The organism is Pseudoalteromonas sp. (assembly GCF_036960685.1).
Classification (GTDB): Bacteria; Pseudomonadota; Gammaproteobacteria; order Enterobacterales; family Alteromonadaceae; genus Pseudoalteromonas.
The window spans coordinates 1-21,462 of record NZ_JBALXK010000018.1 but is presented as its reverse complement, the minus strand read 5'-3'; the positions used below and the strand labels follow the sequence as shown (position 1 = coordinate 21,462).

General features: G+C 40.7%; 17 protein-coding genes and 1 pseudogene. 7 read left to right on the top strand and 11 right to left on the bottom strand.

All coding sequences use genetic code 11. The annotated features are described in order from the left end of the window. Positions 1-55 precede the first annotated feature (55 nt). Complete coding sequence (gene bioA, locus V7783_RS14595) at positions 56-1,345, top strand: adenosylmethionine--8-amino-7-oxononanoate transaminase (RefSeq protein WP_335679332.1); 1,290 nt, start codon at positions 56-58, stop codon at positions 1,343-1,345. A 67-nt stretch (positions 1,346-1,412) separates the two neighbouring features. Here bioA and V7783_RS14590 read toward each other — a convergent pair whose 3' ends face one another. After that, on the bottom strand, positions 1,413-1,847 hold the full coding sequence (locus tag V7783_RS14590) for an AAA family ATPase (RefSeq protein WP_335679331.1): 435 nt from the start codon (positions 1,845-1,847) through the stop codon (positions 1,413-1,415). Positions 1,848-2,134: 287 nt separating this feature from the next. On the opposite strand from V7783_RS14590, the gene asnS reads away from it, so the two are divergent. The 3 genes from asnS (at position 2,135) to V7783_RS14575 (ending at position 8,161) form a co-directional block, all read left to right on the top strand. Then, positions 2,135-3,532 (top strand): asparagine--tRNA ligase, encoded by a 1,398-nt coding sequence (gene asnS, locus V7783_RS14585; RefSeq protein WP_064666209.1) that lies wholly within the window; start codon positions 2,135-2,137, stop codon positions 3,530-3,532. 160 nt (positions 3,533-3,692) lie between these two features. Next, entirely contained in the window at positions 3,693-5,234 is a 1,542-nt protein-coding gene (locus V7783_RS14580; protein WP_335679330.1) for a methyl-accepting chemotaxis protein, read from the top strand. A 260-nt stretch (positions 5,235-5,494) separates the two neighbouring features. Then, on the top strand, positions 5,495-8,161 hold the full coding sequence (locus V7783_RS14575) for a TrlF family AAA-like ATPase (protein WP_182730578.1): 2,667 nt from the start codon (positions 5,495-5,497) through the stop codon (positions 8,159-8,161). 416 nt (positions 8,162-8,577) lie between these two features. On the opposite strand, the pseudogene V7783_RS14570 reads toward V7783_RS14575, so the two are convergent. Next, positions 8,578-8,889 (bottom strand): annotated as a pseudogene (locus tag V7783_RS14570) (alpha-amylase family glycosyl hydrolase); the annotation flags it as partial. Between the two features lie 2 nt (positions 8,890-8,891). Next, positions 8,892-9,743: an HDOD domain-containing protein gene (locus V7783_RS14565; RefSeq protein ID WP_335679329.1), complete on the bottom strand. Its 852-nt coding sequence runs from the start codon at positions 9,741-9,743 to the stop codon at positions 8,892-8,894. A gap of 460 nt (positions 9,744-10,203) precedes the next feature. Here V7783_RS14565 and V7783_RS14560 point away from each other — a divergent pair, with 460 nt between their 5' ends. After that, the gene (locus V7783_RS14560; RefSeq protein WP_335679328.1) at positions 10,204-11,139 is read left to right on the top strand and encodes a substrate-binding domain-containing protein; all 936 of its coding nucleotides are present in this window, start codon (positions 10,204-10,206) and stop codon (positions 11,137-11,139) included. Between the two features lie 158 nt (positions 11,140-11,297). Here the strand turns inward: V7783_RS14560 and V7783_RS14555 are convergent, their stop codons facing one another. The 8 genes from V7783_RS14555 to V7783_RS14520 form a co-directional block, all read right to left on the bottom strand. Then, positions 11,298-11,720, bottom strand: a complete 423-nt coding sequence (locus V7783_RS14555) for a DUF6559 family protein (RefSeq protein ID WP_335679327.1) — start codon at positions 11,718-11,720, stop codon at positions 11,298-11,300. Between the two features lie 476 nt (positions 11,721-12,196). Then, complete coding sequence (locus tag V7783_RS14550; protein ID WP_335679326.1) at positions 12,197-12,958, bottom strand: SDR family oxidoreductase; 762 nt, start codon at positions 12,956-12,958, stop codon at positions 12,197-12,199. Between the two features lie 3 nt (positions 12,959-12,961). Then, positions 12,962-13,852, bottom strand: a complete 891-nt coding sequence (gene mmsB, locus V7783_RS14545) for a 3-hydroxyisobutyrate dehydrogenase (RefSeq protein ID WP_335679325.1) — start codon at positions 13,850-13,852, stop codon at positions 12,962-12,964. 4 nt (positions 13,853-13,856) lie between these two features. After that, positions 13,857-15,002, bottom strand: a complete 1,146-nt coding sequence (locus V7783_RS14540) for an enoyl-CoA hydratase/isomerase family protein (protein ID WP_335679324.1) — start codon at positions 15,000-15,002, stop codon at positions 13,857-13,859. Further along, positions 15,002-15,781, bottom strand: coding sequence for an enoyl-CoA hydratase (locus V7783_RS14535; protein ID WP_335679323.1), 780 nt, complete (start codon positions 15,779-15,781; stop codon positions 15,002-15,004). The genes V7783_RS14540 and V7783_RS14535 overlap by 1 nt, the downstream gene beginning before the upstream one ends. A 10-nt stretch (positions 15,782-15,791) precedes the next feature. Continuing rightward, a complete protein-coding gene (locus V7783_RS14530) occupies positions 15,792-16,949 on the bottom strand; it encodes an acyl-CoA dehydrogenase family protein (protein ID WP_335679322.1) in 1,158 nt (385 codons plus the stop codon). Positions 16,950-17,062: 113 nt separating this feature from the next. Next, entirely contained in the window at positions 17,063-18,553 is a 1,491-nt protein-coding gene (locus V7783_RS14525; RefSeq protein WP_335679321.1) for a CoA-acylating methylmalonate-semialdehyde dehydrogenase, read from the bottom strand. A 121-nt stretch (positions 18,554-18,674) separates the two neighbouring features. Then, on the bottom strand, positions 18,675-19,856 hold the full coding sequence (locus V7783_RS14520) for a thiolase family protein (RefSeq protein ID WP_335679320.1): 1,182 nt from the start codon (positions 19,854-19,856) through the stop codon (positions 18,675-18,677). A 330-nt stretch (positions 19,857-20,186) separates the two neighbouring features. Between V7783_RS14520 and V7783_RS14515 the strand changes: the two genes are divergently transcribed. Continuing rightward, a complete protein-coding gene (locus V7783_RS14515) occupies positions 20,187-20,621 on the top strand; it encodes a MerR family transcriptional regulator (protein ID WP_016709690.1) in 435 nt (144 codons plus the stop codon). 60 nt (positions 20,622-20,681) lie between these two features. Next, positions 20,682-21,462, top strand: a 781-nt coding sequence (locus tag V7783_RS14510; RefSeq protein ID WP_335679319.1) for an acyl-CoA dehydrogenase family protein, incomplete at its 3' end; no start/stop codon positions are given.

Sequence of the window (21,462 nt, the reverse complement as noted above, 5' to 3'; positions counted from 1 at the left end):
AGTCTACGACTTGACGTAACATTGTCAACGAAGCCAACCAGCATTAAGTTTACTAATGAACAAAAAACACACGATAGACCTTAATTTTGATCGCCAGCACATTTGGCACCCCTATACATCAATGACTCAGCCTTTACCCGTTTACCCTGTAAGTCACACCCAGGATAATCGTATTTTTTTAGCCACGAGTGAAGTACTCATAGATGGTATGGCTTCTTGGTGGAGCGCAATCCATGGCTACGGCCACCCGGTATTAAAAAATGCCGCGATTGAGCAAGTTGATAAAATGAGTCATGTGATGTTTGGCGGGCTAACCCACGCGCCTGCAGTAGAGCTGTGTAAAAAGCTGGTTGCCATCACACCAAGTGCACTCAAAAAAGTGTTTTTAGCCGACAGCGGCTCAGTGTGTGTTGAAGTAGCAATAAAAATGGCTCTGCAATATTGGCTAAGCCAAGGCATCACTAGTAAACAAAAACTAATGACACCGTTAAAGGGCTATCATGGCGATACATTTGCAGCAATGAGTGTTTGTGACCCGATTAACTCAATGCACTCACTATACCAAGGCTTTTTACCAGAGCATGTATTTGTCCCTGCCCCTGTGAGCCAATTTGGCCAAGTATTTGATCAACAAGAAGCGCAACAGCTAGCAGAACATTTTGCTAAACATCATCAACAGATTGCTGCTTTTATTATCGAGCCAATTGTTCAAAACGCCGGTGGCATGAACTTTTATCACCCCGAATATTTAAAAACCGTTCGCAAGTTATGTACAGACTATGACGTGCTGTTAATTTGTGATGAAATCGCCACTGGGTTTGGCCGCACAGGAAAATTATTTGCTGTAGAACACGCAGAAATAGAACCGGATATTTTATGCATAGGTAAAGCGTTAACTGGCGGCATGATGACCTTATCAGCCACCTTAACCACAGATAAAATAGCCATTGGTATCAGCGAAGGTGAAGCTGGGGTATTAATGCATGGCCCTACTTTTATGGGTAACCCACTGGCCTGTGCTGTTGCGTGTGCAAGTATTGATTTATTAATTGAACAAGATTGGCAAGCACAAATAAGTCACCTAAATGAGGCGCTGCAAATATTAAAGCGCTGTGATGAACTTGAACACGTTGTTGAAGTAAGAACACTTGGGGCTATTGGTGTCGTTGAGCTTGATAGTGTAATTGATGTTGCCAAGATCCAAGCTTTTTTCATCAGCCAACATGTCTGGATCCGCCCATTTGGTAAACTGATCTATTTAATGCCACCGTATATTAGCAGCGAAGAGGATATAACCATATTGGCAAATGCGATTTACGACGCTATCGCGGGCAAACATTTCTGAGCATATATTACTGATCAAGTATGAGTGATAAAGCCAGCACCCAAACTACAACGAGTTTGGGTGAGTGTTACCACTCAAACATATAGGCCATTTTGCTGATCATTTTTAATGGAATATTGTGACTATTACGTTTGGCATACAGGTGTTGCATTGATTTGTCTTTAACTTCACCTACTATCACTTCTTTAACTTGGTAACCAAGAGCAATAGCTGCTTGGCTATAAGCAATAAATTCCCATTTTTTAATATTGGTGTTATCAACAATGATAAGAGGAATTTCTTGCGCCAACGCATTTATAAAACGGGCTAAATTCAAATTGTGGTATTGCGACAGCTTAAACTTATCAAACTGATAGTCACCCTGTTCATTATAAAAATAATCATCGGTCGAACAAATTAAGTACTGACTTTGATCGCCCGCAACCATTTCATCGGCTAGGTTTTGCGCATAATAAGACTTACCGCACCCTGGTAAACCACGTAAAATAAAGACTTGTTTCATAATACCTATATATTTAGCAAGTTAATTTAATTATCGTAATTTCACATAATGCCACAAAACCCGTTTTGATCGCAGTGAAAATCACCTTTAAATTATGATCTAAGTTGTTTTTTATCACAAAAATTAAAAGTTTCAGGTTTTTTAGCGACAAAAATCATAAAAATGCAAAAGAATAAGCAAAGAGTTACCTTTGAATGTTTTTTTATTTTACATTCAAAGGTAAGATACACCGTTCAAGTGCGATGGCGCACATATTAATGTAGGCAACTTATATCATTGGAGTGAAGATGAGCCACTTAGCGATTTCAGAGCTATTAAAAGGCAAGGTTGCGGTAGACAGCCAAGTAACAATTAAAGGCTGGATCCGTACACGCCGCGATTCAAAAGCAGGAATTTCATTTTTAGCCGTTCATGACGGTTCGTGTTTTGATCCTATTCAGGCGGTAGTACCTAATTCACTTAATAATTATGATGAAGTTACTAGCCTAACAGCCGGTTGCTCTGTGTCAGTTACCGGTGTTTTAGTACAATCAGCAGGCCAAGGTCAATCTTTCGAAATTCAAGCAAATAGCGTACAGGTGCTAGGCTGGGTAGAAAACCCAGATTCATACCCAATGTCGGCAAAACGCCACAGCATTGAGTATTTACGTGAGCACGCTCACCTTCGCCCACGTACCAATATGATTGGTGCGGTAACACGCGTACGTAACTGTTTAGCGCAAGCTATTCACCGTTTCTATCATGAGCAAGGTTATTACTGGATCAGCACCCCTATCATCACTGCAAGTGACTGTGAAGGTGCAGGCGAAATGTTCCGCGTATCAACGCTTGATATGCAAAACTTGCCACGAACAGATAAAGGTGATGTTGATTACAGCGAAGATTTCTTCGGTAAAGAAGCATTTCTTACGGTATCAGGTCAGTTAAATGGTGAGACTTACGCCTCAGCGATGTCAAAAATTTATACCTTTGGTCCTACTTTCCGTGCTGAAAATTCAAATACTTCACGCCACTTGGCTGAGTTTTGGATGGTCGAGCCGGAAGTTGCTTTCGCTGATTTAGAAGATATCGCCAAATTGGCTGAAAACATGCTTAAGTATGTGTTCAAAGCAGTACTTGAAGAACGTCGTGATGATATGGAGTTTTTTGCGCAACGCGTTGAGAAAACAGCCATTACCCGTCTTGAAGAATTTGTTGAAAAAGACTTTGCTCAAGTAGATTACACTGATGCAGTGGAAATCCTAAAAAGCTGCGGTAAGAAATTTGAATACGCCGTTGAATGGGGTGTAGATTTACAGTCTGAGCACGAGCGATATTTAGCAGAAGAGCACTTTAAAGCACCAGTAGTTATTAAAAACTACCCACGTGATATTAAAGCATTCTACATGCGCCAAAATGAAGACGGCAAAACCGTTGCTGCAATGGATGTTGTAGCGCCAGGTATTGGCGAAATCATTGGTGGTTCACAACGTGAAGAACGTCTTGATGTGCTTGATGCGCGCTTAGAAGAAATGGGCTTAAACAAAGAAGACTACAGCTGGTACCGCGACCTACGTAAATACGGCACTGTACCACACTCAGGTTTTGGCCTAGGTTTCGAGCGTTTAGTTGCCTATGTAACAGGTATGGGTAACGTGCGTGACGTAATCGCCTTCCCGCGTACTAAAGGCAGTGCAACTTACTAAAATGAGTTAATGCTCATTACTGTAATAGATTACTGCAAAAAGCCAACCTTAGGGTTGGCTTTTTTAATGGCAAACTTATAACCATATAAGACCTTTTAGTAATTGATTTTGTCTGTTTTATATTCAAGACTAAAAATTACAATAAAAAAAGGCCAATGGCATGAATTTAAACTCACTGTTTTACATATTCTTCTATTTCACTATTGCGGCACTGTATTTTTTTGCACAGCTGACACTCGTTAGCGCGCTACTGTTAACCGCACTAAGCGCACTGATGTTTTTTAGGGAGAAGCTGTTTACTACAAAAGCTCCAGTTAAACCTGAACCTGATCAGGATGCAGTTATTACTAAGGTTGCTGATAATATCACTAAGGCAACGTCTAAAAATGCCATTGGCGCAGCTGAAGTGGCGTTTTATATTGATAGTTTAGCCAAAGAAATTGATGGCTGTTATAGCGAAAGCGAATCAGTAAGCCAAGCAACCCAAGCGCTATCCCACAATAGTAGCGAGCTGACTAATAACATAACCACAGTTAGCCAAGCCATGATACAAACATCAAAGGCATCGAGTTCTGCTGATCAACGCCTGCAGCTAGCCACAGAACAAATAGACTCGTTATCTGGCTCAATCGACAAAGTTTCTCAGCAACTCAATCTACTATTAAAAAGCGCCACAGATATTCAAAGCATCACCCAAGTTATTCAAACCATCGCCGAGCAAACCAACCTACTTGCATTAAATGCGGCGATTGAAGCGGCACGTGCTGGCGAACAAGGCAGAGGCTTTGCTGTAGTTGCCGATGAAGTAAGAAATCTAGCCAATAAAACCAATCAAGCCACTAAACAAATTGCTGATATGCTCACCGAAATTAATGCCAATAGCATGCAAACAAATGACGACATGAAGCAAGTATCAACTCGCAGTGATTCTGTAAAACAACAATTAGAAAACGTTACCCAATCATTTTTAGCAATTAACCACGATATTAGTGAGTCATCTTCAACACTTGAAAACATGCAGCAAGCTGTCAGTTCGTTTCAACACGCAACCACACAAATTAATACCTCGGTAGGTAGCATTAGCCACCTACTCGCAGAAGTGGCCACTAAAAGTACTTCAATCTCTGATCAAGCGTCTAATTTATCGCTGGGATCTGAAACAATTTTTAGAGAGCTCAATAAAGTAGAACATAACGCATTCTTTAAACCTATTTTAGAGGCTGCACTACAGGCAAGCTCAGCCATATCAACTAAATTTACTGAGCTGCTGGCAACATCACAACTAAGTGAAAAACAGTTATTTTCTCAAGATTACAGAGAAATACCCAATAGTAACCCAACCAAGTACAGCACCGACTACGACAGCTTAACTGATAAAGTTTTACCGCCAATTCAAGAACCGATCCTTGAAAATAAACAAATCCTGTTTGCAGGAGCGGTAGACAAAAAAGGCTACTTCCCTACCCACAATAAGCGCTACAGCCAGCCACTAACCGGTAACTACCAGCAAGATCTAGTAAACAACCGCACTAAACGCATTTTCAACGATGCAACCGGCAGCCGCTGTGGCAGCCATACCGAGAGTTTTTTACTACAAACCTATAAACGTGATACCGGTGAGATTTTACATGACCTATCAGTACCCATTTATGTAAATGGCAAACACTGGGGCGGTTTTAGAATTGGGTTTAAAAGTAACTAAAAAGAAGCTGTAAGCTATCAGCTATCAGCTATCAGCTATCAGCTATCAGCTATCAGCCATTATTAACCGCCGTTTTGGTGCAAAATACCAAGCCTTGAATTTTGCTATTTTAATTACTTGTTTACAAAAGTAATTATTGGTGGAATTATCAGAATATGTAATAGATGCCGTTTTGGGGTTTATAAACCATCAAAATGGTGTTTAATAAGCTGTTAGACCTATGTGCGTACTTGGCAACAGTTAAAAATCAAGGAGATTAAATGATTGGATCAATTTGGGGTAAATGGGATTTACACATTCACTCTCCATATACTCATCAGGCTAATGAATATGGGGCTTCTACTATAGATGAGTTTGTTGACAAAATAATCTCTTCAAAACTTAGCCTAACCGGGATTACCAATTACTTTTTCTTTAAAGATAATGAATTAGGTGAAATCAGAGAAAAGTTTCAAGAGAAAGGCGTTGAACATACAGTCCTAGGAAACCTAGAATTTCGTATTGATCAACAAAATAAGGATGGTGAGTGGATTAACGTTCATTGTATATTTTCGGAAAATATTAGCACCCAGCAGATAAACAGCATTTTATCCACACTTCCCATCTCCAATACAACTTCTGACGGTAAGCATATCTATTGCTCCCAACAGTCTTTTACTGAATCCCAAACTAAAACATCTGAAGCGTTTGTAAAATTTGATTCATTGATAGCTCATCTAAATAATAACTTAAAGTTCGGAGTTGATTTTTTAATAGCTGCTTGCCCAAATGGTTATGGTGGCTTTAGACCTGATATGAAGGAAGGGAGGTCTCTAGCTGTTGCACTAGAAATAGAGAAACGGTGCCAAATTATCTTAGGCCGACCTCAAGACAGGAACTTTTTCCTTAAAGAGGATAGATATCCATCTGCAAAACAAAAGCCGGTATTTCATGCTTCAGATGCTCACAAGTTGGAAGATATCGGAACAATGTACTCTTGGGTTAAGGCTAAACCAACCTTTGAAGGCTTAAGGCAATCTATTATTGAGCCAGATTTGAGAGTTCAGCAAACTGACGACTTTGTCGAAAACACATACATAAAGCCTTGGTTTAAATCAGTTGAGTTAGGTGGAAAGGTATTTGCTGGAGAGGATATTAACTTTTTTAGTCAAACTATCCCATTAAATCCAAACCTAGTCACAATAGTGGGCGGTAGAGGGACAGGTAAAAGTCTTTTTTTAGATGCGATGCATTCAAGATTCAATCATCAATCTGAGCACTCAAATGCACGAAGAGTAAGTGGAGAAAGCCTTTGCGTTGAACTAGATCAAGGTGATGGAACAGTTTTAAAGTTCGATTCATCGGCAAATACCTACTCCTATTTGCATGTTTCACAAGGAGATGTGCAACACTTTAGCCAAAAGCCTGATGACCTAAGTGGCGAAATTAAAAGAATGTTAGGAATTCATGGTGTGGAATTTGATTCTGTTACCAGTTCTGAAATATCAAATAACCTGAGTAAATATCGCACGTTCGTTGAATATTGGGAAGATGTTGACTCTCAAAATCAGCGTGTTAATACGCAACAATATCAACAAAGCGTTATCGACAATAATACTCAGTTAATTGGAACACTTACCAATCCACAAAATAAGCTGTTAATTGAACAATATCAAAAGAACTCAAAGAATATTAACGAAAAAAATAACTTCATTGACGAAGCAAGAAGCACTTTAGCTCTTTTGAATCGGCACGCAATAGAAATAAATCAAAAAATTACACTCTTAAATACCAATCTATGCTCAACCAATCAAGCGCCATTGATTGATGATTCTTTGATTAAATATCCTATTAGCAAAAATATTGATATATGCAATAAAGAAATAGAAGCACTAACAGAATCAAATAGTGAAATAGCAAGCCAGTTTAGACAACAAGGTATCAATCAAGATATATCATCCTTGTTAAGCAAAGTGACTGAATATCAAAAATCTATTGATCTGGCGTCATCAAAATTAGATGAGATAAACCAAAAGACGATGGATTATCAAGCGTTTGTTAAAGAGCGTGGTGAACTTGCATTAAAGTACAAAGAGTACATTGATTACCAAAAAGACAATATAGATCAGGCCTTTCAAAATCTTAAGATAAAACAGCCCAATTGGAATGATGAGCAAAATGAATTAGTACAGGAGATTCTTTCAGACATACATATTAATGGTCGTGTCGTATTTAATGTAAATCATTTCTACAGTGGAATTGAAGAATGCCTAAATCGTGGAAAGTTTAGAAGCACAAGTGAAAAATCGACATTTGAACGGTTGAAAGAAACATTTTGCGTAAGATCAATTGATGACTTTTTTAAACTGCTTTCCGGGGAAAAAATTATCAACTGTGATGGAGCTCCTACAAGTATTGAAGAGTTCTTTTGGAAGCCTGAGTTCTTTAATAAGGGAGGACGATTTGAGTTGTTAAATTACCTCTACTCACCTTCAAATATTAGAAGATATCTTTATGCTAATGCAGATTTCCAGTACAAAGGTAAAACAGTAAATAAATTATCTGTAGGGCAAAGGGGTACATTCTACGTTTGTTTAAAATTAGCAACAGACCCGTTCGGTAGTCCATTTGTATTTGATCAGCCAGAGGATGACTTAGATAATGAATTTATTATGTCACAGCTGGTTCCCCTTTTTAGGAAAATTAAGAAATACCGACAAGTTATTATAGTTACTCATAATGCAAATTTGGTGGTAAATACCGATGCTGAACAAATTATTATCGCTGATAACCAAGGTGAGAGTATCCGCTACACTTCAGGTTCTGTTGAAGACGGTAATGTTAAAGAAAACATAGGGATAAGAGCAGAGATTTGTAATATTTTGGAAGGTGGGAGTTATGCTTTCGAGAAGAGAGAGCGTAAATATGGTATTCAAGAATTGGCCTAATCGGGTAGCCGGAGATCTCCTCCAGCTCCCACACCACTCATCATGCACTTTTTATTAACAGAAAGTGCAATGGGCGGTTCATCTTCCGTAATGAATATTGATTCAAATATCTCTCAATGACACTAAACCTTGTAAAGCTAAGTAGTTATTGTCTAGCGCAATGTTTATTCCTGCAAAAATGTCGATAGTTGATCAAGAACTAAAAAGGACAGGCATGTTTTAAATTTTGCCTAACATCAAAAATCGTCTTTGGACTTACTAATCCCCCAGCATTTATGCACTATCAAATTCACTATTTGATGATTATTAAAAATTTTACATTCTTGGATAGGATATTAAGCTGCAGAGCAAGGCTTGGCTAAATACGGTTACTTTTTTGATGAGGTTGTTTTTTCAATTAATTGACGAACTTAGTGCTAACCTACCCCTTTGTACCATTTGACATCGTTGGTTGCCGCGTGCAGCTTTAACCGTTGTTTACTGCCTGCGAAATTTGAGTACTGTTGCCTAAATCGCATTATTGATTCAAGCCATTGCGCTTCTTCTATATTTAAAGTGAGTAGCACTTTTGGTACAGCGTTCTTGATATGCCCTTTTTTCTTTGGATCTATGTGACGACCACTCCAATCAACTAATTCAATGTAATCAATTAAGGCAAAAGGGATTGTGTTTTTGATGTGGTTACCACCAAATGGCTTTAGCTGTGATGGCTGACTTTTATGCTGAATATTTATGATAAATTGTTTAAAAAATCAATAACGTCCTCTTGTAAATCACAATATTCATCATTGTTAAAATGCAGTACATCTAAGACTTTTGATTCTATAATACCCCACTGTGATATCGGTGAACCTCGCCTGACCGTAGTCACTAAGTTTTCAGACATTTTCAAAATAGCAAAGCAGATTTGTTCATCTGTATCTGTCACCTCAGCAAGAATAGCTGCATTGTGGTGGCTGAGGATTAACTGACATATCTCTTTTGGTAAATGCCAACTATTAGCAAAATAATAGCCAACAACTGCATGGTTTGTATTATACAAACGCTCTTCAATCTCAATAATAGTTTCTTTGTCTGTTTGATTAGCGCAGTGCAAAGCGGTTAAATAATTATCATATTTTATGGCCATAGGTGGCACACCGCAATCATGGAAAAGACCAAGCGTATACAAGGGTTCTATGGCAATTTGTTTTTTAAGACGCTGGCCTATCATCATGTTTACATTAGCAATTTCGGTTGACGTATCCCAAAATCGTTCTAAGCTAATACAGCTGTTATCGGTTGCAAACATTTCCTTTAATTTCAAGCCCTGTACAAGCGCATTGATTCCGTCCCAACCAAGAAACATCACAGCTTGTTTTATATCAGCCACAGTACGGGATAAGCCATAGGCAGGAGAATTTACTATTTTTAGTATTGCTGATGAAATCGCTAAATCTTTTACCACAACCTTGGCGGCATCAGCAATAGGCGCATCGCCAGTTGCAATTAAATTTTGTAACTCAGTTAATATTTCAGGTTTAGGGGGAATAATAAAATTTCTATTTATATCTTTCAATATTTGTTCGTTTATCTCAATCATGTATGTTCGATCCTTGAAGGTTCTTATCATTATAAGAACAAATAGATAATTAATAATAGAAGTTCATCGCAACTACGCCAACTAAAATAGAAAGTGCTAGATGATTAACAGCTCAAATAGTTAAGCTATTACTGACAAACGAATACCGCTGTCAATCTAAACAACGTGACCACTTTTGCCTTCTTTAGCTTTGATAAACATACCATCGTGTAAAATACCTGCTAAAAGTATCAACAGTAACTTGCTCGGCTATAACATTTGCTACATAGGCTTTTACGCCAAAAGCCATCTTTGCAAATACTAATACCCTTTCATTTTGTACTTTATAGCTTTAATCACTATATAAGCCAGTTTCTATAACTTTGTAGAATATGTGCCTAAACTTTTATTCTTTTAGTTTTCATTTTACACTTTAAAATTTGTCGTTATGCGCTACAGTTAACCTAAATTGCAATAGCAAATGCAAATCATGTACCGAAACTTTTTAATCGTCGCAAGCTTGTTTACCGCCTCCTGGAGTGCGGTATGCGAAGAACTACCACAACGCACACCAATTTTAATTGCAGGCTCAACTTCTGTAATACATATGCTTGAGCCATTAAAAGCTTGGTTTAATCAACAATCTACCACCATCATGCAATTACGAGCCATGGGTAGCGATCAAGGTATCAAAGCCATAGGCGAGAATTTGGTAGATATAGGTGCAGCCTCTCGCTATTTGACTAAATCTGAACAACAGCAATGGCCCTATTTAAAACAGATCGTTTTAGCCCAAGATGGTATGGTTTTTTTTACTAATACAGCAAATCCAATCACCGATATAAGTACCCAGCAATTAACCGATATCTATTCGGGGAAATATATTTTATGGAGTCAAATAAACGACGATATTGAACCGAAATCAACATTGGATGATCAAATCCAACTGTTCAGTAAAGGTGTCAAGCATGGCACATTTGATGTGCTTTTAGAGTTTTTAAAACTAGACTATATAAACGAGCCAGGCACTGATACCGTTAAATTTAAAGTGGCTGGTAACCGTGGGTTATTTTTACAGCAAGACGTATACATGTATGACGAATTCAATCAGGCGTTAGGCATAGTTCAACGCTTTCCCAATGCAATTGCCTATGATTCATTTGGTGCAATTGCACAGTTCACTGATAAAAACGCGATAGATAAAATTAGGATCCTAAGTGTTGACGGTATCACAGCTACAGAGCAAACAATCAAAAGTGGCGAGTATAGCTTTGTAAGACCTTTAGTATTAATTGTTAATACTCAATCTACGCAATCACTTGAAAAAGCGAAGTTATTAGTGGATTTTTTAAATACAACCTTCAGCCAAGATCTGCTAGAAAAACAAAAATACGTGATGCTCGATTTTGATCTCTAAAACTTATATTGCAATAAGGCCACAATGCGCTTAAGTTTGGCGCGGTTTCGCTCTAGCGCTAAATCCATTTGCAATCAGCGAGTTAAGGCCTTAACAAGTTAAGTGAAAAGAATATATACTTTTTGGCAGAGTTAAAATAAATGTATGTTAGCTGGCGATTAATCACCGCCCCCTCCACCATCTCCACCACCGAAACCTCCTCCGCCATCTCCACCAAAATCTCCTGTTGAGAAACTAGAAGCTGAGTTTGTTGATTCGACTAAAAGAGTAGAAAATGAAAAGTCGCATGCGCCGTTGAAAAGAGTGCCAGAAATTTCACTACGCATCGCAGCATAATCACAATTTTCACCTGCGTTATCATGGATCTCTTTAAACTCTTCTGGGGAGCAATACATTGCATATGCGTAGCAATTATCGGTAACAATAACAGCACCACTGTTACCTAACTTCTTACGCTTAATAGCATAATCTACTTGCGCTTTTGAGTAATGTTGTTTGTAACCATAATGAGCTTTTAAGTCTTGAGGCAACTTTCTTGCGTATTTTTTAATTTTTCGAGTTTTAAAAAAACTTTGAAACATACCACTATTCCTTATGTCATTGAACGACGCGCTTATCAGTTTGCCCGATGCAACGCTTTGTTTCCGACTACCGCTTTTCCATAATCGACTATAATTCGTGAACTAGCGCGAAAATACATTTGTCTTATTATTAAACTGACACATTACTAGATATTCCAATGAATTTACCTTATCTATTAAATACGCCTATGTAAACAATTAGTTAGCTATGGTTCAAATTTTATAAATGCGCAAATACACTAAAACGCTAGCAACAGTAAAATTTGGCAAACCACAACAACTGGTTATTTATACAGTACAGTGTAAATCTGAGACTTATTATAAGTAAACGCTGAATTGACTCTATTCAGATAAATTAATTGTTTTAAGGCAAGCTATTAACTAAGTTACTGATCCTTTCCTAGACTCTAAACTTTGGGCAAAAAAAAGCACAACTCATATGAGTTATGCTTTTTAAACAAAAAAATACGACTTAATTACAGACGAATACCGCCGTCTATCTCAACTACACGACCGGTAAAGAAGTCATTTTCAATAATGTACTGTGCAGTATGTGCTATCTCATCGGCTTCACCAAAGCGCCCTACTGGCGTGACTGCAAGCATACGTTGCTTAGCTTCTGGCTTCATGGCGTCGGTCATATTAGTACGAATAACACCAGGAGCAATAGCGCCTACTCGAATACCAAAACGGCCAAGCTCTTTTGCCCAACCTGTGGTCATCGCTACCACACCGGCTTTCGATGCCGCGTAGTTAGTTTGACCAATATTACCCGCACGAGCCACACTCGACATATTGACAATAACACCGCCTTTACCCGATTCAATCATATGACACGCAGCTTCACGCCCCGCTAAAAACACGCCGGTTAAGTTTACATCAATCACTGACTTAAATTGATCTAGGGCCATTTTAGCAACCACTTTGCCTTCTTTGGCTTTGATAAACATACCATCGCGTAAAATACCGGCATTATTGATTAACACACCAATGTGGCCAAAATCTGCATTAATGGTATTAAAGGTATCAACCATCGCTTGCTCGTCTGTAACATTTGCTACATAGGCTTTTACGGTAGTTCCTTGCAGGCTAAGTTCAGCAACGGCTGCATCCAATATATCCTGTTGCATATCAATTAACGCAAGATTAGCACCCAGTGCTGCAAATTTATGCGCCATTGCAAAACCTAAGCCTTGTGCACCACCGGTGATCACTACCGTATTATTTTTAATTTCCACCTGTTACTCCTTCGAGAATAGTTTAAAAATGGCGCTAAAGTCATCACTGCCAGCACCTTGGTGCTGTAGCATGGTATAAAGGTTTTTCGCCATTGACCCCATTGGGGTTGCTGAATTACTTTGCTGCGCGGCTTCCATCGCTAGACCTAAATCTTTAGCCATTAAATCAACCATAAAGCCTGGCTTATAATTATTGCTGGCAGGAGCCGTATCCATAACACCCGGACATGGGTTATAAAGCTCTAACGTCCAATTACGCCCTGAGCTTGCTGTCATAATATCGCTCAGCACTTTTGGGTCTAGACCATTATTAATACCCATTTGTAGCGCTTCGCTGGTGCCTGCCATTAAAATGCTTAACAACATGTTATTACAAATTTTTGCTACTTGCCCTGCGCCAATATCACCGGCATGAAAGATATTTTTGCCCATATCAGCAAGCACGGGCTGTGCTTGCTTAAAATGGGCATCATCGCCACCAACAATAAAGGTTAATGTGCCAGCAGTTGCGCCAGCAACACCACCAGAGACCGGTGCATCAACAAAAGCAATGCCGTGTTCACCTAACTCTACGCCTACTTCGCGTGCCGATGCAGCATCAATCGTAGAGCAATCAATAACCAAGGTGGTTTTAGCTAACACATGAACAAGCCCTGTCTCACCAAGATAAAGCGACTTCACATGCTTACTAGCAGGTAGCATACTGATCAATACATCAATGTCGGTTGCACAGTGTTTAGCATCCGTTGCGGCAATCGCCCCGTTATTCGCCAAGTCATTTACGACCGACTGGTTTAAATCAAACACTTTAACTTGATGACCTGCTTTAACAAGGTTGGCCGCCATTGGGCCGCCCATATTACCTAAACCGATAAAACCAATTGAAAGTGACATAACATTATCCTTGTGTGAGTTGTTTTAGTGGATGCGTGTCAGCAGTCCAACGCGGTGTGAAAAAGCTCTCTACGAGCTCTTCAGGCAGTGCTGCAATTGATTTGAACTGCCAATTAGGCACGCCATCTTTATCAATTAATAACGCTCGCACGCCTTCTTGAAATTCACCAACTTCGCCGCAGCGAACAGACATGCCTAGCTCCATTTGAAAACACTGACCTAAGCTCTTGCCTTTTGAGTTTGCCAGTTGGCGCTCAACCAGTGCACAGCTTAATGGGCAACCGTGCTTTAATGCTTTTTGTGCACGGGTAAGCCATGTATCGTCAGTTTCAAGATTTAAAATGTAGGCAACTTTATCGGCTAAATTACTAAATTCACCCAAGCGCTGTATGGTCGCTAAATTGGCTTTTACATTGCCTTTAGGCATACGACCAGACGTATTGTCTAATTCGGTCAATAGTTTAGATAACTTTTCGTGATTAAGGGCTGCGGTTTTGCCCCATTTAATATCCACTAGCTGGTTAATTAATGTGTCATATTTATCAGCTTTGACAAAATGATCAGCCAGTGACACAAACATCGCATCGTCACAATTAATCGACGCAGCGGTTAAACCCAAAAATACCCCAACGTGCTCTGGCATTTTATGTAAAAAGTAGCTGCCGCCTACATCTGGGTATAAACCTATGGTCAGCTCAGGCATTGCAATGCGCGATGTTTCAGTGACCACTCGGTGGCTAGCACCGGCCATTAAGCCTAAGCCACCGCCCATCACAATCCCGTTACCCCACACCAAAATCGGCTTGTCATAACAATGGATTAAATGATCAAGGCGATACTCTTGAGTAAAAAAGTCTTCAATTAGATTAGCAGGCTCGCCACTTTTCATGGCTGTGTGTAGGCTTACCACATCACCACCGGCGCAAAACGCTTTATCCCCGGCACCTTTGATGATGACCATGGCAATGTTACTATCTTCTTGCCACGCTAATAGCTGTGGCTCTAATAATTTGATCATCGCAAAATTAAGTGCGTTTAATGACTTTGGCGCATTAAGGGTGGCAAAACCAATTAATGAGCCGTTTGCAGCGGCCGCGGTTTCAAACACCACTGGCGCATCAGGCGAATTTAATTGTGTTAAAGCAACCATTAGCCGTTCACCCAGTTTGCTTTGCGTTTTTCTAAGAAAGCATTTACGCCTTCGCGCTGATCTTCTGTATCAAATAAACCTACAAACAATTCACGCTCAAGGGGTAATACATGCGCCATTGGCTGAGTGCGACCTTTTTGGATCAGGGTTTTACACGCTGAAACTGCAACCGGGCTTTGCTCTGCCACCTGATTAGCCAATTTAAGTGCCGCAGCAAAACTCTCGCCTTGCGCAACCACTTCTTCAACTAAACCTATTTGCAGCGCTTTATCGGCTTTTAGGCGCTCGCCACATAAGATCATCCGTTTAGCCCACCCTTCGCCAACTAACCATGAAAGGTTTTGTGTGCCACCAGCACACGGCAATAAACCAACTTTCGCCTCAGGTAAGGCCATTTGTGCTTGCTCTTCAGCAATACGAATATCACAAGCAAGGGCCACTTCTAAACCGCCGCCCATGGCATAACCGTTAATCGCGGCAATTGATACACCTCTAAAGGCGGTCAGTGCTTCAAAGGCTTCGCCAAACACTTGCGACATCGTCGCGGCAACGCCTTTATCGCCATCAGCAAATACATTTAAGTCGGCACCGGCACTAAAAAACTTCTCGCCTTCACCCGTTATGACTAACGAATAGATATTTTTATTATCGTTAAGCTCATTTACGGTATTTTTTAATGCAATTAACGTGTCTTTGGTCCAGGTATTTGCTGGCGGGTTAGACATAGTTAAAATCGCTACGTGACCCTCAATGGTTAAATCAATACTTGGGTTTGACATAACTTGCTCCTTATAAAATATCAGCGGCTGATTCGGCTAAAATACGACGTGCGATGATCACACGCATAATTTCGTTGGTGCCTTCTAAAATTTGATGTACGCGCACATCACGCACGTGACGCTCAAGTGGGTATTCTTTGATGTAACCGTAACCACCATGAATTTGCAGCGCATCGTTGCACACTGTAAAACCAACATCGGTAGCAAAACGTTTTGCCATAGCGCAATAAGTGGTTTTTTCGCTGTCACCTGCATCAAGTTTAAAGGCCGCTAAACGCACCATTTGGCGTGCAGCGACAAGTTCGGTGTTCATATCGGCAATTTTAAATTGCAGCGCTTGAAAAGCCGCTAACGGTTTACCAAACTGAGTTCGCTCTTTTAAGTATTCACGAGCGGTTTCAAGTGCCGCTTGCGCCGTACCAATTGAGCAAGTAGCAATATTGATGCGCCCACCGTCTAAGCCCTGCATGGCAAACTTAAAGCCTTCGCCTTCAGCACCTAGTAAGTTATGCGCTGGTATACGTACATCTTCAAAACTTATTAAACGTGTAGGCTGTGCATTCCAACCCATTTTTTCTTCTGCTTTACCGTACTCAACGCCTTTAGCATCAGCCGGTACGACAAATGCAGAAATACCCGCTGCGCCTTCGCCGCCAGTGCGTGCCATAACCACTAACACTTCGGTTTCACCGGCACCTGAGATAAACATTTTTGAGCCGTTGATCACGTACTCATCACCGTCACGCACAGCTTTGGTTTTTAGTGATGCAGCATCAGAGCCTGAACCTGGCTCTGTCAAACAATAAGATGCTAATAATTCGCCCATCACTAATTGCTCGCAGTACTGCTGTTTAGTTTGCTCAGTACCAAAACTTGCAATCATCCAGGTTGCCATATTATGAATAGTCAGCATCGCGGTGGTTGCTGTACAGCCCATTGCAAGTTGTTCAAAGATAATACTTGAATCAAGGCGAGATAAACCTAGACCGCCTGCTTCCTCTGGGGTGTATAAACCACAAAAACCAAGCTCACCGGCGGCTTTGATAGTGTCTTTTGGGAAAATATGTTCTCGGTCCCATTTGGCTGCATGGAGTGCAAGCTCTGACTGCGCAAATTGGCGCGCCGTATCAGCAAAAGCTTGCTGATCTTCTGTTAAGTTAAAGTCCATTAGCGACCTCTTTATAAAATGTGTGTTGTCAAAATCAAGATTAGTGAAGGGTAACGAAGGCTCAATGCTGTGGAGTGCCTTCGTTACCCCTCTTTTTTATTATGGGAAACGTATTATTTAAGATTAATGCTCATGTTTGGACCTGAAGCAATGTCATCTTCAAACCAACGTGAAGTAATGGTTTTTGTCTCTGTGTAAAAACGTATACCTTGCTTACCGTATGTGTGAGTATCACCGTAGAATGAACCTTTCCAGCCTGTAAACGAAAAGAATGGCAGTGGCACAGGAATTGGCACGTTAATACCGACTTGACCTACTTCAATTTCATGTTGGAACTTACGCGCAACTGCACCGCTTGAGGTAAATAACGACGTACCATTACCAAATGGTGAATCATTAATCAGGGCAATGGCTTCATCAAGCGAATCAACAAACATACAGGCTAAAACTGGGCCAAAAATCTCTTCTTTGTATAAATCCATGTCGGTCGTGACATCGCTAAACAGAGTTGGTCCAACCCAGTTACCCTTTTCATAACCTTCAACAGTAAAGTCAGAACCATCAATTAAGCAGGTTGCGCCTTGCGCTTTACCACTTTCAATTAATGATAAAATACGCGCTTTAGCTGCCGCTGAGGTTTGTGGGCCATAAGCTGCATCTTTGTCATCCCATACACCTGGGCGAACATTAGCAAAACCTGCTTTGATATCTTCAACCCAGTCTTTTGCTTGGCCAACAAATACCGCCACAGAAATCCCCATACAGCGCTGACCTGCCGCACCAACAGAAGCACCCACAAGGTTATTAACAACGTGAGAGCGACTAGCATCAGGCATGATCACCATGTGGTTTTTGGCACCAACACAGGCTTGTACACGTTTTAAATTAGCGGTGCCTTTAGAATAAATGTATTCACCTACGCCACATGAACCTACAAACGAAATAGCACGCACGGCTGGATCTTCTAATAAACGATCAACTTGTGGCTTAGTACCATGAACAACTTGCAACACACCTTTAGGCGCACCCGCTTCAATGAATAGCTCAGCCAAACGCATTGGCGTAAGTGGGTCTTGCTCTGATGGTTTTAAAATAAAGGTGTTACCGCAAACAATCGCCAGTGGAAACATCCACAGTGGGATCATCGCTGGGAAGTTAAACGGCGTAATACCCGCGCATACACCCAGAGGCTGCATGTATGAGTAAGTATCAATTTTACGAGCCACGTTTTCCATGGTCTCACCCATCATTAATGAAGGGGCATTCGCTGCTTGTTCAACAACTTCAATACCACGCCATACATCGCCTTTGGCATCTTCAAATGTTTTGCCTAATTCGTGGCAAATAATGGTGGCAAGTTCATCGTGATGCTCTTTTAACAGCGCTGCATACTTCATCATGATGCGCGCACGCTCAGTGATTGGTACGTCTTTCCAGGTTTTAAATGTGTTGCTTGCCGATGCAATTGCGGCATCCATTTCTGCATCTGTTGTACAAGGTACTTGGGCAAGCACCTCTTGGTTAGCAGGATTAATAACATCAATCAGTTGATCTGATGTTGATTGAACAAATTCGCCGTTGATAAGTAATGGTACTTGGTGCATTTTGCACTCCTCCCCAGAGGGTAATTAATTAAGCCGCAGCATTAACCTGTTAAGGTACGTTATTATTAAAAGAGCCTGCGGCTGTGAGAGTTTAAATTTAACTAATTTGTACAGCGCAACTTTAAATAGCTTCTACTGCTAATGCGACTGCTTCACCACCGCCAATACATAATGACGCCACGCCTTTTTTAAGGCCGCGGTTTTTCAAAGCATGAATAAGGGTCACTAAAATACGTGCGCCGCTTGCACCAATTGGGTGGCCCAGTGCACAGGCACCGCCATTAACGTTAACTTTGCTTTCATCAAGCTTTAACTCGTTGATAGCAAGCATAGTTACCATGGCAAAGGCTTCGTTAATTTCCCAAAGGTCAACATCACTAGTTGTCCAGCCTGCTTTTTCAAGTAAGCTATTCATAGCGCCTACCGGTGCTAGGGTAAATTCACTTGGTTTTTGTGAGTGTGTGCTGTGAGCAACAATACGACACAGTGGCGTCAGCCCTTGTGCTTTTGCATGTGACTCACTCATTAAAATAAGTGCGGCACCACCGTCTGAAATTGACGATGAATTAGCAGCGGTAATAGTGCCATCACGTTTAAACGCAGCGCGCAGGCTAGGTATTTTTTCAGGACGAGCATTACCCGGTTGTTCATCAATACTGATGGTCACATCGCCTTTGCGGCCACTGATTGTGTGTGGTGCAATCTCGTTGGTAAAACTGCCGTTTTCAATCGCCGCATTGGCTTTGCTTAATGAACCCAGTGCAAAGGTGTCCATTTGTTCACGGCCAATCCCGTATTCATCAGCGGTGTCTTGTGCAAAACACCCCATGGCTTTGTTATCGTAGGCATCTTCTAAGCCATCACTCATCATGTGATCTTTTATTTCACCGTGGCCCATACGTATTCCGCCACGGGCTTTAGGAATAAAATACGGTGAGTTAGTCATGCTTTCCATGCCACCGGCAACCGCGCTATTAATTGAGCCCGCTTTAATTAAATCGTGTGCAAGCATTGTCGCTTTCAAGCCTGAGCCACACACTTTATTAATTGTTGTTGCGCCGGTTGAACGAGCAAGTCCAGCTTTTAACATGGCTTGGCGCGCAGGTGCTTGACCTAAGCCTGCGGGTAGTACACAGCCCATGATCACTTCATCAATCGCGGTATCACTTAAACCTGTATCGGCTAAAGCACCGGCAATGGCGGTTGCACCTAGCTCGGTGGCAGATGCATCACTAAGGGATCCCATAAAACCGCCCATCGGGGTACGTTTTGCTGCTACAATAACAACGGCTTCACTAGTCATAAAAAGGCTCCATTTAATATCAGGTGTAATCACAACTGTTTGAGCTACACCTAGTCATTTATAATTTGATTTGTTTATGAGCATACATAATATTTACGTTTACGCCAACGTAAATCTAAAATCAAGATTTTTGCGGCAAGTAAAACTGTAAACTTATCTTTATTTTAGCGTAGCCATTTGCAAACACTGGGGCTATAACACCTGTAAATACGGGTAAACCTCCTGTTTTATACTAGAAATGCATTAGTCTAAAGTATAAGTTCTATTATCCACTTTACCTTTACGTAAACTTCACTTATATTGGAGTTATTCGAATGAGGTAACTAGACTATGAATCAAGATAATCAAACAAACTTTGCAAGCTCAGCCGCTGAGCCTGCCAGCCACGAGCAAACCTTTAGCATCAGTGAATTAGCTAAAGAATTTGACATCACTACCCGCTCAATTCGCTTTTACGAAGATCAGGGCTTAATTTCACCTGAGCGTAATGGCCAAACCCGTATTTATTCAAAACGTGACAAAGTGCGTTTAAAGCTAATCTTACGTGGTAAGCGTTTAGGTTTTACCTTAGCTGAAACCGGCCGTTTGTTTGAACTGTATGACGCGGATAAATCGAGCGCAAAACAGTTAGTGACTATGCTTGACTTGATCTCAGAAAAAAAAGCCGATCTCAGCCAACAAATGGATGACATTAAAGTTGTCTTGATGGAGCTAGTAACCGCTGAGCGTCGTTGTCGCGATACCTTAAATCAATTAGATGAATAACCCAGTTTAAACAATTAATAAAAGACTATTCATTAACAGTCTCTCACACAGGAATGAATCATGAGCACTATTTCACTATATAAAGAAATGAACTTTGGCCTTGGCGAAACCGCAGATATGATCCGCGATCATGTTAATAGCTTTGCCAGCCAAGAGATTGCCCCTTTAGCAGAGAAAACCGACCTTGATAATGCGTTTCCTAATCAACTTTGGCCACAACTTGGCGAAATGGGTGTATTAGGTATGACCGTATCTGAAGAACTAGGTGGTGCTGGTTTAGGTTATTTAGAGCATGTTATCGCGATGGAAGAAATTAGCCGTGCGAGTGCCTCTATTGGCTTAAGTTATGGTGCTCATTCAAATCTGTGTGTAAATCAAATTAACCGTAATGGCACACAAACACAAAAAGAAAAATACTTACCCAAGCTTATCAGTGGTGAACACATTGGTGCCCTTGCAATGAGTGAGCCAAACGCCGGCTCTGATGTAGTGTCAATGAAACTCAAAGCAGAGAAAAAAGGCGATAAGTACATTCTTAATGGTAATAAGATGTGGATCACTAATGGCCCGGATGCGCATACCCTTGTGATCTACGCAAAAACTGATTTAACCGCCGGTGCCAAAGGCATTACTGCGTTTATTGTTGAGAGCAACTTCCCTGGTTTTTCAACCGCACAAAAGCTCGATAAACTCGGGATGCGTGGCTCAAACACGTGTGAGTTAGTGTTCGAAAACTGTGAAGTACCAGAAGAAAACATTCTTGGTAACTTAAACGAAGGCGTTAAAGTATTAATGAGTGGCCTTGATTACGAGCGTGTAGTACTTGCGGCGGGCCCACTGG